11 protein-coding genes are annotated in these 12108 nt (G+C 46.9%); 2 read left to right on the top strand and 9 right to left on the bottom strand.

Going from position 1 to position 12108, the window contains the following annotated elements:
- Nucleotides 1–46 precede the first annotated feature (46 nt).
- The 3 genes from RIN69_RS02925 to RIN69_RS02915 all read right to left on the bottom strand — a co-directional run bounded on the left by RIN69_RS02925 (nucleotide 47) and on the right by RIN69_RS02915 (nucleotide 3937).
- Nucleotides 47–1768, bottom strand: coding sequence for a ShlB/FhaC/HecB family hemolysin secretion/activation protein (locus RIN69_RS02925; protein ID WP_313855447.1), 1722 nt, complete (start codon nucleotides 1766–1768; stop codon nucleotides 47–49).
- An 826-nt stretch (nucleotides 1769–2594) separates the two neighbouring features.
- Complete coding sequence (locus tag RIN69_RS02920; protein WP_313855445.1) at nucleotides 2595–3086, bottom strand: DUF943 family protein; 492 nt, start codon at nucleotides 3084–3086, stop codon at nucleotides 2595–2597.
- Nucleotides 3083–3937, bottom strand: a complete 855-nt coding sequence (locus RIN69_RS02915; protein WP_313855443.1) for a DUF3289 family protein — start codon at nucleotides 3935–3937, stop codon at nucleotides 3083–3085. The genes RIN69_RS02920 and RIN69_RS02915 overlap by 4 nt, the downstream gene beginning before the upstream one ends.
- A 270-nt stretch (nucleotides 3938–4207) precedes the next feature.
- Here RIN69_RS02915 and RIN69_RS02910 point away from each other — a divergent pair, with 270 nt between their 5' ends.
- On the top strand, nucleotides 4208–5092 hold the full coding sequence (locus tag RIN69_RS02910) for a LysR substrate-binding domain-containing protein (RefSeq protein WP_313855441.1): 885 nt from the start codon (nucleotides 4208–4210) through the stop codon (nucleotides 5090–5092).
- Between the two features lie 78 nt (nucleotides 5093–5170).
- Here the strand turns inward: RIN69_RS02910 and dctA are convergent, their stop codons facing one another.
- Both dctA and RIN69_RS02900 read right to left on the bottom strand, forming a co-directional pair.
- On the bottom strand, nucleotides 5171–6448 hold the full coding sequence (gene dctA, locus RIN69_RS02905) for a C4-dicarboxylate transporter DctA (protein WP_313855439.1): 1278 nt from the start codon (nucleotides 6446–6448) through the stop codon (nucleotides 5171–5173).
- 60 nt (nucleotides 6449–6508) lie between these two features.
- Nucleotides 6509–7447: an amidohydrolase family protein gene (locus tag RIN69_RS02900; RefSeq protein ID WP_313855438.1), complete on the bottom strand. Its 939-nt coding sequence runs from the start codon at nucleotides 7445–7447 to the stop codon at nucleotides 6509–6511.
- Between the two features lie 925 nt (nucleotides 7448–8372).
- Here RIN69_RS02900 and RIN69_RS02895 point away from each other — a divergent pair.
- Nucleotides 8373–8924, top strand: a complete 552-nt coding sequence (locus RIN69_RS02895) for a YagU family protein (RefSeq protein ID WP_313855437.1) — start codon at nucleotides 8373–8375, stop codon at nucleotides 8922–8924.
- 246 nt (nucleotides 8925–9170) lie between these two features.
- Here RIN69_RS02895 and RIN69_RS02890 read toward each other — a convergent pair whose 3' ends face one another.
- The 4 genes from RIN69_RS02890 to RIN69_RS02875 all read right to left on the bottom strand — a co-directional run bounded on the left by RIN69_RS02890 (nucleotide 9171) and on the right by RIN69_RS02875 (nucleotide 11968).
- Nucleotides 9171–9662, bottom strand: coding sequence for an Hcp family type VI secretion system effector (locus RIN69_RS02890; protein ID WP_313855435.1), 492 nt, complete (start codon nucleotides 9660–9662; stop codon nucleotides 9171–9173).
- 22 nt (nucleotides 9663–9684) lie between these two features.
- Complete coding sequence (locus RIN69_RS02885) at nucleotides 9685–10017, bottom strand: DUF1493 family protein (RefSeq protein ID WP_313855432.1); 333 nt, start codon at nucleotides 10015–10017, stop codon at nucleotides 9685–9687.
- Nucleotides 10011–10469: an STM2901 family protein gene (locus RIN69_RS02880; RefSeq protein ID WP_313857569.1), complete on the bottom strand. Its 459-nt coding sequence runs from the start codon at nucleotides 10467–10469 to the stop codon at nucleotides 10011–10013. The genes RIN69_RS02885 and RIN69_RS02880 overlap by 7 nt, the downstream gene beginning before the upstream one ends.
- A 491-nt stretch (nucleotides 10470–10960) precedes the next feature.
- The gene (locus RIN69_RS02875; protein ID WP_275388214.1) at nucleotides 10961–11968 is read right to left on the bottom strand and encodes a restriction endonuclease; all 1008 of its coding nucleotides are present in this window, start codon (nucleotides 11966–11968) and stop codon (nucleotides 10961–10963) included.
- Between the last annotated feature and the right edge of the window lie 140 nt (nucleotides 11969–12108).

The raw sequence follows: 12108 nt of genomic DNA, 5'->3' as shown, positions 1-12108 counted from the left end.
ATCCGTTCGGGCCTGTCAGGTCAGCATCAGCAAGCGTATAAGCTGCTCAGATTTCCAGATTGACGCTAAAACCAGCCGTCGCCCCGGAGGTATGAAAGTTGTCCGGTTTCAGCAGCGGTACACCGGCAAACAGGTCATAGCTGAATCGCTGCCACAGTGCGCCACGTACGCCCAGCGCGCTGCCCGCCAGCTGATGGCCGACCAGATAACGCGTGCCCGGCCCCTCTACGCGACCGTAATCCAGCGCCAGATATAACTCGTGACCGCGCGACTGCACGTTCCACGCCAGCTCGTTGCGCCAGATCAGCCCTTTCTCACCGGACAGCACCTGTTCGCCATCGAAGCCGCGCACCGTATAACGCCCGGCAATGGCCATTCGCTCCTGCGGCGTCAGCGCATTAGGGCTCCACTGCCCGCGCATCGCGCTGTTCACGCGCCAGGGCTGTTCACCCCAGTTAAAGGGCTGATTAACGCTGATATCACCCAGCAATATGCCGGTGCGGGCGCTGCCACTGTGCGTGGCCTCTTCCGGGGCAGGTATTGCACCGAATGCCCCGGTGCCGCGCCGCCAGTTGATATTGGCATCCAGCGTGGTATTGCCGAAATAACTGCGCTGATTAAATCCCAGTTCCCAGCCAGCGGTGCGGCGTTTTTGCTGATCGATCTCAATGCCGTCCACCGCATTGGTGGCGTGTTTACGGTAAGCGCGCAGATTCAGCGTGGTTTTATGCGACTGATTGCGAAACAGCAATCGCGAGACCGTCAGCTGCAAATTTTCGCTCTTGCCGCTGTAACTCAGTACTTCATTGGCGTTAGGGATATTCTGGTGATAGGTGTAATCGTTATAGTTGGCAGAAAATCCCCAGTAGCCGACCGGGAAAAAGTAGTTCAGGGTATGCGAGCGGTTGCCGAAGGGCCCTTTCTCGAACATATCCTTGCCGATATTGGCGTAAAACAGATCGTTCTGTGCAAAGGGCGCATCCACCGCCAGGGTGGCGGAGCCGAGATAACGGCCCGTGCTTTTGGAACCACTGTCGTCCATCCCCAGGCTGAGCCGCACCGGACGGCCCTCCTGCCAGTGCACCAGCAGATCGCTGGTCGCCTCCTGCTCGCCGGGCACAATTTTGATATCGGCGGCGGCGCTGGGCACCCGTTTAAAGTTCTCCAGCCCCTGTTCGATATCACGCAGATTGAGGATATCGCCAGACGACGCCGGAACAGCATTCCACAGCCGCCCCCGCCAGGAAACCGGTTGTTCAAAACGAATATTGTCAATGCGGCCGGGCTGAAGATTCAGCGTCAGCACGCCGGTAGTCAGATCCTGTTCCTGCGCCATCACCCGGGTGGTGACATAGCCGCCCGCCAGAATGGCGTTCTGCACCTTGTTGATTACCAACATAATTCCCTGGCTACCGAGGCAGCGGCCTTTGGCGTCGTCTGCGGCATCCAGCGCCCACTGAAAACGCGCGGCGGAATCCCCCTCCAGGCGCAGGGAGTGAATAATAAAACAGGGCTTTTCATCGACGGGATAGTCAGGCAATGCCACGTCGGGACGCGTCAGGCGGACATCGCTGTTCGGGGTATTTTGCTCTCGCAGCGCGCGCTCACGCTCTTGCTGACGCAGCTGCTCGCGGGCATCAATCGTTGCGGCACTCTGGCCCGGCGTATCGGACACCGAAGCGGCAAACAGCGGAGCAGAGCTGATGGAAAGCCCCAACAGACCCCAATGGATAACACGAGGTAAAATACGAGCGCAGTCCCGGCGCATATATCGCTCCTTAAATTCGTTAATACCCCACTGCCGCCATTGCTGCCGTCAGCTTAAGAAAGTTGAGAAAGAGAATAATTAACATTTATATGAAATTATCGGAAAGAGACGATAATGTAGACGAATGTATTATGCTGATAATCACCTGGAGATCAATAAATATTTCCTGGTCGTGAGTGCGGCCGGAAATGTCTTATTAACGGCTGAATCAGCGCTGATGAAAGCCGCCTGTGAACACGATGTTAATCATTATAAAACATAGAGTTGGATAATTTAACAGCACAGAAAAACAAAGAAAAGTCTTATAAGCAACGCCTGCAAGGCAAATAAGAATATCCTGATAACTTATCCAATCACTAAGATTATTCTTGGGGTTTTTTGCTGGAAATAACTGTTATGTTACGGTTTTAATAACGAAAAACGTTGTTTAAATAGCGGCATTAATAAAGATATTTATTATAGTAAAGTGGTTATTTTTCACGATGAATGACGCGGTTTTTTTTGTTGTTCTTTTTTAAGCATCGATAAAAGAGTGCTTTTGCCGGGCTGCGGATGCAGATGGATTGATAGTGAATTTGTGAGGGAGAATTTTCGGTTAATGCTGATAATTTAAGGCCAAATCAATCAGATTGGCGGAATACCAGAGGAGAGCCGTTTCCGGCTCTCGTCCTGATGGCAAGCAAAGTGTAAACCCTCCGCACGGATGGCGAAGATGCCATCGCTACAAGAAAAACTGGCGCCTGGAAAGCAGCACTGGAGATTGGCTTACAGAGTTGAGTGCGGCACTACGAATACACAGGAATAAGCAAATACCTTGCTGAATATTTTATCTGCTTTTTATAATTTTACCGCTTTGATCCTGATAATAGCTACTATCACCCAAAGAAAAACTAATCCGATTATTAGGTATTGCGCTGATTCCCATTTTCCAGTTTTCTTTTCTTACACATCTGGCTTCCACTTTCATATCATAAAAGCAAAATAAGTGATCGGTGCTTCTGGATGGAAAAAATGTACTTCTGTCGCGTTCTTCAATCTCATAGCCATCACCAATGCCCCAGATAACGACAGAGTATATACCATCGTTATGAAGCTCTGGAATTCCATAATTTTCCTCAAGATATTGTTTATTAGATAACCACCAGTTCAGCTTTCCATGATCTGTATAAGGAAAGTTATCCACTACCAGATAGCGTCTGTTTTGGTCTTTATGAACATCGATGATTTTAACAGGTCGTGTAGATTTGTAGGCTGAATAAGTCGCAAAAGTTAATAGCATAAATAACGCTATCTGCCAGGAGAATTTTTTCAGTTTCATTCTAAAAAACCCTTAATTTCAACAGTTGCCTCCATATTGGTCATAAAAGGTTTATAACCAAATTTTTCCCAGCGTTGCAGAAGAAACCAGATGCGAAAAATAGGAAGGTTATGAAATCTAAGATCCATAATGTCGATATCATCAAGACCAAAATGATCCTGACCACGATAATGGATAGTTGCGGTGTACGCGTTCCCTTCTACCAGCAATGATATCATTGTGATATGGGTTGCATAAATGCCGTGAACGGAAATCCCCAATCCATTTACACGATCTATCCACCTGTCAAACCTGGGAAGAACCGTATAACTTAACTCCTCACCGAATCGTTCTCTATTACTTGCTGGATAAGCACCTGTATTCAAGTCAATATTGTTTTTAATGACCCATTTTATCTTTTCCAGCGAACTTTCTTTAGACTTATCACCCACTATCTGCTGATGATATGCCTTATCCAATAATTCATCCTTAAAAGGTTCACCTCTTCCTGTTTGCAGATGATCAACCAGACGGATAAACAATTTTCGATATCCCATAAAGGAGACGGGCGCGGAATAGCGCCGGAACTGCTCAAATAATATTGCCGCAATGTCTTCATGGCTGCGTTTTTCTGTAATGATTGCCGGTCGGGCAAAACTGTAGTTGCCTGATGGATAGCGCGATACTTCGCTGGCATAAGGATTAACCCCTTCAACTATCTCCCTTAAGCCAAAATATTCCTTCAAATGAAATTCTGATAAATCACCATATCTCATATCATCAGCACGATAATCATTCATTTTATTCTTAGTCTGATATACAGTAAATGGAAAGCGTAACGGAGTGCAGTTAAGATCTGGGGTGGACGACATAGGTGATTCCTTTTCGATATAAAGTGGCTTCATGCCTTAAGCTGTAATTTATCGTTCAGCGAATATTTTTGATAAGATTATTTTTGATAAATATTTATTATGCGTATTAATCTGGAGCGCGATCACACTTCTGCTGAATTTTCGATTGTGCATGGGCTACTGACAGGCTGGCGGCCATCTGCTGGTAACGGCCTGGAGATGAACGACGTGCTAAAGCTTACTCCAGCTGTATTATGATCAGGCAGTGAGATAATTTTATAAGGAATAGCAGTGGATATCCGACAACTCGAGTACTTTGTTTGTGTCGCTGAACTGGGGAGTTTTACCCGCGCTTCAATTGCACTGAACGTGGCTCAACCCGTTCTGAGCCGCCAGATTCGTCAACTTGAAGTAGAAGTCGGTCAGAATTTATTGGTGCGTAACGGGCGCGGAGCCTTTTGCAGCGAAGCGGGAAAACTGCTGCTTGGCCATGCACGCGGGATATTGCACCAGATGGAACGCACGCGAGGAGAGTTAGAAAGATTGCGAGGAATCCGCACCGACCGCATCGCCGTGGGATTACCACCAACCCTTGCGCGTTCTTTGACCCTGCCTCTGGTGAAGTCATTTCAGACGTTAATGCCTGATGCAACACTCTCAATTACGGAAGGCTTAAGCAGCCAGATTCAGGAGTCTCTGGTGAAAGCCCGGGTCGATATCGCCCTGCTTTATCACACTCAACCCACCCCTGACATTGAGACGATACCGCTTCACAAGGAAGCTCTGTTTCTTGTTGAGCGTTGTGATGCACCGGGATCGGGTGAAAACGTCACGCTGGAAGCGTTAGCGCAGATCCCGTTGGTTATGCCTGGCCGCTACAATGCTTTTCGTATTCTGGTCGAAGAAGCATTAAATACCCGCCGCCTGAAGCCGCTGATGGCAGTTGATGTTGATGGGGTCGGCACTATTCTTGAACTGGTGATAAGCGGCATTGGCGCGGCCATCCTGCCGAAAAATGCAATCGCCAATTTCGCCCATGCAGACAGGCTACGTCTGAGGGGCATCGCCCAGCAGGGCTTGTTTGCCCAGTTATCGCTGGCGACCAGCACGCGCCGACCGGGCACCCTGCTTCAGCAAGAAACCATCCGTCTTATTAAAGAATTATTATCTCGTTAGAGAGATGCCCTAATCTGCTTATCAATCATCAGCTAACCATCACATCTGCTGCTGCTCAAATTCAATTACCGGCGTAATTCAGGATTCCTGCAGAGGCGGATTTTTCAGATGCTGTTTAAGACAGTCGCGATCAAGTTCTTTCTCCCATGCCGCAACCACCAGCGTAGCAACACCGTTTCCGATCAGATTGGTCATTGCCAATCCGGTGCCTAAAAAACGATGCACGCCAAGAATCAGTACCATACCTTCAACGGGTACGACAGGCACCACCAGAAGCGTACTGGTAAGCATAATAAACGCTGCACCGGCAATGCCGCTGGCCCCTTTTGAGGTAAGCATAGCCACCCCCAATAACAGCAGTTGCTGACTAAGCGTAAGGTCGATGTTCAGCGCCTGCGCAATGAAAACTACCGCCATAGTTAAATAGAGATTAGTGCCGTCGAGGTTGAATGAATATCCGGTGGGTATCACTAAGCCAACCACGGAACGCGAGCAGCCAAGCTGTTCCATCTTTCGTAAGATCTGCGGCATAACCACTTCGGACGAACTGGTACCCAGCACGATCAGCAGTTCATCTTTTATGTAACTGATGAAGCTAAATATATTTATGCGGCATAAGTAACAAACCGCCCCCAGCACCACAATAATAAAAAACAGGCAAACAAGATAAAAACAGCCTACCAGTTTGAACAACGGGCCTAAGGATTCGGTACCATATTGCCCTACGGTAAAGGCAATCGCCCCAAACGCGCCAACAGATGAAAAGCGGGTGATCATATTCACTATTTTAAAAAACACCTGTGAAAAACCATCAATCATTAAAAATACCGGTTTTCCCTTTTCACCCAGTGCCGTCAGCGCCCAACCGAACAATACCGCCACCAGCAAAATACTGAGGATATCTCCCTGAACAAAAGCGCCAACTAAACTTTCCGGGATGATATGCAGCATAAAGCTGACAAAATCGAGATGATGCGCTTTATCGATATATCCCTGTACCAATGAAGCGTCGAGGCTGGACTTATCAACATTAAAGCCAGCCCCCGGCTGCAGGAGGTGGCTGCCAATCAGCCCCACCAGCAGTGAGAAAGAGGAGATCACCTCAAAATAAAGAAGCGCTTTGCCACCCACCCGGCCTACTTTTTTCATATCCTGCATGCCAGCGATACCACTGACGATGGTGCAAAAGACCACCACGCCAATCATCATCCTGATGAGCTTGATAAAAGCTTCACCGAGTGGAGCCATCTGGACAGCAATAGAGGGCCAGTAATGGCCCAGAGCAATACCCAACAACACACCAATAAAGACTTCAAAATAGAGAGTTTTATAAAAGGGCTTTTCCGAGCGGTTCATATGCGCCTCGTTAATTTGCACAGGACAACAAAACGTCGTTTTAATCAGGCAGACATCGCGTTATGGTTTTGTGGTATTGATGTCTTGATGAAGTTCCGGCCAGTACAAATGAAGTGGATTATCAACCAAGAGTTTTTTCTGCAACTCTGCGGTTGGCGCGATAAACGGGATGATATCGACCAGAACACCATCATCTGGCATATGATCGTGAAGGTTTGGATGTGGCCAGTCTGTTCCCCACAACACGCGGTCAGGAAAATGGCCAACCAGATAGCGTGAGAAAGGCAGAACATCGCTGTAAGGCACACTTTCGCCCGGAGCGGGCAATGAACCCAGCTGACTGAGTCGTTCCGGGCAACTGACTTTGATCCAGATATGCGGATTATTTCGCATCAGACTTACAATTCGCTGAAACTGCTCGCCTTCAACAGGCTGGCTCACATCGGGTCTGCCCATATGGTCAATGACCACCGGCAAAGGGAGAGAAGTGAAAAAAATTTCTAAATCAGACAGATCGCACGCTTCAAAGTAGACGACGACATGCCAGCCCAGCGGCGCAATGCGATAGGCAATACTTTCGAGCGTCTCACGTGAAGTAAAATCCACCAGCCGCTTCAGAAAATTAAACCTGACTGCCCGCACGCCAGCATGGTGCATCTGCAACAGTTCTTCATCGCTGATATCCGCTGTGACGGTTGCAACACCACGAGCATAGCCAGCAGACGTGTTTAATGCGTCGATCAGTGCACGATTATCTGCGCCATGGCAGCTTGCCTGAACAATCACATTACGTGTGAAGCCCAATTTATCGCGCAGTGCAAATAACCCCTCTTTTCCGGCATCGCAGGGGGTGTATTTGCGCTCTGGCGCGTAAGGAAATTCATCGCCGGGACCGAATACATGACAATGCGCATCTACCGCGTCAGTGGGAAGTACATATTTCGGCGGTGAAGGGTGAGGATCAAAAGGGAGCCAGTTTGGTGATGGAATAAATTTCATTTCTTTCTCCTGTAGGGCTATTCATTGTTCTTCACAGGAGTATCAAATAACTTCACTACCGCTGATACCGACAAAGCTATCTAGCAGATATACCGAGAAAGCATAACGTGACAAGCTTCAAATTAAACTTGAGCGTTAATGCGTTCTGATGATGCGTCAATTAAGCGGTATTTCGACCATTAACCTCTATGGCTGCTCCTGCTGTTACAGGTCTTTTTATAGCGAATTAGAACCCTGTCGCTAAAAAATAATACAGCTCATATGCAGGCTAACTATTCCTCTGAACTGTTATGGACATCACGAATTTCCGGCAGAATGTGATCTTTGTGGCATCAGCTTTCCGGTTTCATCTCTGATGACTTTTACTAGCTTCAACAGCCACAGGCCCGTACTTTTCAGAGAGTTTCTGCGGGGCCAGTTCCAGAGGTGCGTTTCCGGCCAGCGCCGGGAATATTTTTTAAAGTCTGATTCTTCTTGCCCTGCTCCACGCTGATAACACACTGCGATGTCAGCAATGTCTTCATCAGCGAGATGAGGCGATCCCGATGTAGAGGCGTTTTATAACGAACGGAATATCATTATTCTCCGTGAGGCTAAAGCCGTCATTATTCTATTGAGCATTTTTCCAGGATTTTATTTTCGGTTTTTTAACTTTAAATTCAATGAGATGAGTTCTAAGACTTAAACGCTAGCATTGGTTAGTGTGTCATTGTAAGTCTGCTCTGGCTCTGCCAGAAATTAAACACTGTATGCAGACTTATTTTCAGGACAAAGTATAGAATTTCCTTCTGCGACACTGTTCACCTGCTAATAGTATTGTCTGATTCAATGATATAGTAATAAGATTGGTTGACTATTTCGTAGGGATGTTAATTTTAAGTCACAAAAGTTATCTTTTTGTTATATAACTTATTCGGATGGAATTATGTGGAAAAATAAGATCAATCTTCAGATCATAGTATGGACGACTTTGGTTGGTGGTTTTATCAGTTCACTGGTCAAATGGGGATCTGAAGTCAACATGCCGCCACGCGTACCGGGCGAGATTTCACCTCCTGCGGCGCATATAGATGCATGGCTGGGATGGTTAGGTATCAATTCCCACTCGCTTGATTACGTCTATCAAGGAGTCAGCATTCCTGGTGCTGTTACTTTATATCACTGGCTTTTCAGCTTTATCTTCGCTTTTGTCTATGTCGCGTGGTCTGCTTACTGCCCTAAAATCAGGCTTTTCTGGGGCGCGCTCTATGGCTTAATCATCACTGTCGTTATGCACGGATTCCTGATCCCTTTGCTGGGATTCAGAAATCCCGTCTACGCTGATGGCGCAGTAGGTTGGCTGTGGAACCTGAACTCCGCTGAACTATTCAGTGAGATTCTGGGGCATATCTATTGGTCGGTATCGATTGAAATTTGTATGGTGGCTGTACTTGCTTACTTTTCAAGACCGATTAAAGGTGTGTGGGTGCAGAGATAATTCGTTCTTAACTGTTGGCTATGTGTAGACGTGTTATTTATATCGTAGCGACACAGTTAATCGGGCTAACTGCTCATAAGTGATATTATCGCATCAGAATAAAAAGTTGACCTTTAAGCCTGACGTTTCCAAAATAATTGCAGCTCTGAATGCAGGCTCGAAGCGGCACAACTTATAATTGAACCTAAGTCGTCTATGGCGAATGCTGCCAAAGCCAATAAAGAGGGGGCTCGCAAGCCCCCTACCTCAGGCTGTAGCTGTAGGGCGTTCGTTCCAGGCATCATGCGCTAACAAATTACCGTCTTTGTACAGATGGATGATCTTCTCGTAGTTCATTGCGACCTCTTCCATGTGACCAGTACCCGTACAACCCCGCGTGTCATGCATCACCGGGCTAACAGAAATCACTTTCACGTGTTCCAGCGTGATCCGGTAATACTCCACCTCTTGCCCTGCATCGTTGATGTGGTAAAAGCGGAACTCTGCAGATTTAAGCGCCTGCCCCGTTGCTGCAGCCTTGAAAAGATACGGCGAGGCGCTATCCAACTCTTTAGTAAACTGGAAAGGAGAATGCTGACGTGTGCCAGTAACTTTCCCGGTCATAGGGTCTGTTGGAATCATTAAACTATGGTGCAAACTTCGTAGTTCAATACTTCCTTCTCTGTCCGTTACATCGGAAGAACCACGGATCACCGCGCCGCCATCATCAGTCAAAAATAAGTGTACAGGTACAGCCATCTTTAAAGCTCCTTGCTTGTAATTAGTCGTACATCCATTTCCCGGCCTTTGCTGACTCAATCAACATACCGATAGTGAAATCTGGAACGGGAACAGGCGGGAATTTCTTGAAGGGATTCCATGAGAAAGACTCATCAGGATAATACGTTTCAATCTTGAAATTCATTCGGTCGACCTGAAATTCTTTGAAAAATTCATCCATTAACTCTTCGGCTTCACTAACATCTAACTGCATGTCAGTGTCAAAATCGGTCTCTGGCGTTAACAACCGTTGCTTCTTTTCGTTATTGAATAAATAGACACCGTTGTAACGCCTTGCCAACGCGAAAATACGTTTTTCAATGTCATCTACCATAGCTTATCGTTACCCCGCGCTATACGATTATAATCGCGTACTGAGCAGTAGGTGATTTGAGATACATCGGCAAGTAAAATCACCTCGCCTATAAGTGGAATAGTTCGTCCTACAAAGGTACTTATTTTCGCTACCATCCGTCGTTTAGCTGTCCAGGGTGTATAACCACCCACCCAGGTTGGCAGCTTTATCCCATAAGGAAATTTGGCACTCTTAAAAAACTTCCGCATTGTTTGAGAAACTCGTGAAGTACCTTCTTTTGCCCCTTTAGGCTTAGTTCTTGTTTTCTGATTGTTAACACCGCTGTAAAGCGCCACCACGGCTAACACATCATCAATTCCGAAGTGATCCGCCGTGCTTTCACAAAAAATCATAAAAAACAGTTCAGAGGCGGTAAGATTAGAGCGCCCGGCATAGAAATATGTTCCGTTAAGTTCCTCTACTGTATCCACTTCATATTCCCTCATGAATTCCGTATGAAATGCAATCATGACGACTACTTAAAGTGCAGTCTACGAACTAAACGTCTGTTTTAAAAAAATGGAATCTTATTGCTTGCTGATGGCGAATAACCTGTGGGGAGTAGCGACTGCATCGGGAATATACCAGGCAATTGAAGTTATCAGGATAACTGTATCCCACTCTGGGAGCGCAGCTGAATCCCCTGCACATCATTAGTTTTCAAGTTGTAGATAGATACGTCCTTGACGTTTGGGACAAGAGGGCTATCTGATTTAGAACACTAATTTACTACTGCCAACCGTAGCGAAGGCCGGACTCGAATTTCACACCTAATAGACTGATATCAGTATTGTTTATAAACAGGAATAAATAGTTATACCCGCACTTGTACCCACAAGTTAAAATCCGTACAAAAAATAGACATTGCAAGTGGGTATAAAGCCATACCAGTAGAACACCGATATGGCTATCAAAGCAAGATTCAGGCAGGAAGGAAAGTTTTCTTCAGAGGCACCAAAAGTTTGGTCTCGATATCGACTTGCTCATAGTTCTCAATAAGCGCACGGACGAGATCATCAAGCGTCCAGAGCGTCAGAGGTATCGTCGAACGGTCGGCTTCATAGCGAGCATCTTTCGTAAAGCCCCCCGTACTGACATAAAGCCCGCGATCGTCTTTATGGCGACCGCCGATAAAGCTGCGAATCTGCTGACTCCCCATTTGCTCCCTGCGATGTTTTACCTCAACGACGATACGTGGATTCTCAAATCCAAAGCCATCAGGTGATGCGATGATATCCTTCCCACGATCTGGACCCACAGGAGACACCTGTGTTTTATATCCCATGCTGCGTAAAACTCCTGCAACCAGATACTCCATCTCCTTCGGATCGAGCCCATTAACTCGATCTTTAATACCTTCACGCGCCAACGACTCCACATCGCGCAGCGGATCAGAAACGACCTCATCTTCATCCATCACAATTGGATTCTGAGTAATCACATCTATAGTGGGTTTCTTATCCTGTAAAAGCTCTTCTAGCGCATATTCTGGAAGCTGGAAAACCGTCAGCGTAGAACCCAATGTGTTCTTGGTAGCTACAGACAGTCGATCGCGATCGATTTCTTGAGTATTCCATTTAACCTGCCGAGTGATACCCATCCCCTCTTCCACCCATTCAGGATGATACTGGAAGTCTGAAGTAACTTTACCTAGCAAATAAGTACGGTTGGCTGGCGAATAGGTAATAACCCAATCACCCTTTTGGATTTCGTTCACAAAACGCCAGACCTGCGATGCACCAGAACGCGCAGTTCCCAGCTTTGTTAAAGGGTCTGCCTCCTGGTATAAGGCGAGTAACTGGGCTCGGGATAGGCCGGGTTTGACTAATGGAGCCAGCTGAGACCAACCGATGCCTACAATTTGCTTATCGCGAAAATCGTCATAGAGCTTGCCGCCGTCACCGCGGATCATCCACATTCTGTTGCCCATACCCGTCCCTTCATGAGGAAAAGAAATTAAGCTGGATCATAAGCTTGTTCGCCGCATGCGTCAAAACCATCAACAACGACGGCCCAGCATTCCCGGATTGTACTTGCGATAATGTGCCCAGTTAAAATTACAGCTTCTAG

The organism is Winslowiella toletana, assembly GCF_032164335.1.
GTDB classification, from domain to species: Bacteria; Pseudomonadota; Gammaproteobacteria; order Enterobacterales; family Enterobacteriaceae; genus Erwinia; species Erwinia toletana_A.
The sequence above is the reverse complement of the archived record's forward strand: the minus strand, read 5'-3'. Positions and strand labels throughout refer to the sequence as shown.

Excerpts from the sequence above, each read along its gene's own strand:
- RIN69_RS02885 (WP_313855432.1), bottom strand. The coding sequence starts at position 10,017 with ATGGTAGATGACATTGAAAAACGTATTTTCGCGTTGGCAAGGCGTTAC.
- RIN69_RS02900 (WP_313855438.1), bottom strand. The coding sequence starts at position 7,447 with ATGAAATTTATTCCATCACCAAACTGGCTCCCTTTTGATCCTCACCCT.
- RIN69_RS02925 (WP_313855447.1), bottom strand. The coding sequence starts at position 1,768 with ATGCGCCGGGACTGCGCTCGTATTTTACCTCGTGTTATCCATTGGGGT.
- RIN69_RS02915 (WP_313855443.1), bottom strand. The coding sequence starts at position 3,937 with ATGTCGTCCACCCCAGATCTTAACTGCACTCCGTTACGCTTTCCATTT.
- RIN69_RS02895 (WP_313855437.1), top strand. The coding sequence starts at position 8,373 with ATGTGGAAAAATAAGATCAATCTTCAGATCATAGTATGGACGACTTTG.
- dctA (WP_313855439.1), bottom strand. The coding sequence starts at position 6,448 with ATGAACCGCTCGGAAAAGCCCTTTTATAAAACTCTCTATTTTGAAGTC.
- RIN69_RS02875 (WP_275388214.1), bottom strand. The coding sequence starts at position 11,968 with ATGGGCAACAGAATGTGGATGATCCGCGGTGACGGCGGCAAGCTCTAT.
- RIN69_RS02890 (WP_313855435.1), bottom strand. The coding sequence starts at position 9,662 with ATGGCTGTACCTGTACACTTATTTTTGACTGATGATGGCGGCGCGGTG.
- RIN69_RS02920 (WP_313855445.1), bottom strand. The coding sequence starts at position 3,086 with ATGAAACTGAAAAAATTCTCCTGGCAGATAGCGTTATTTATGCTATTA.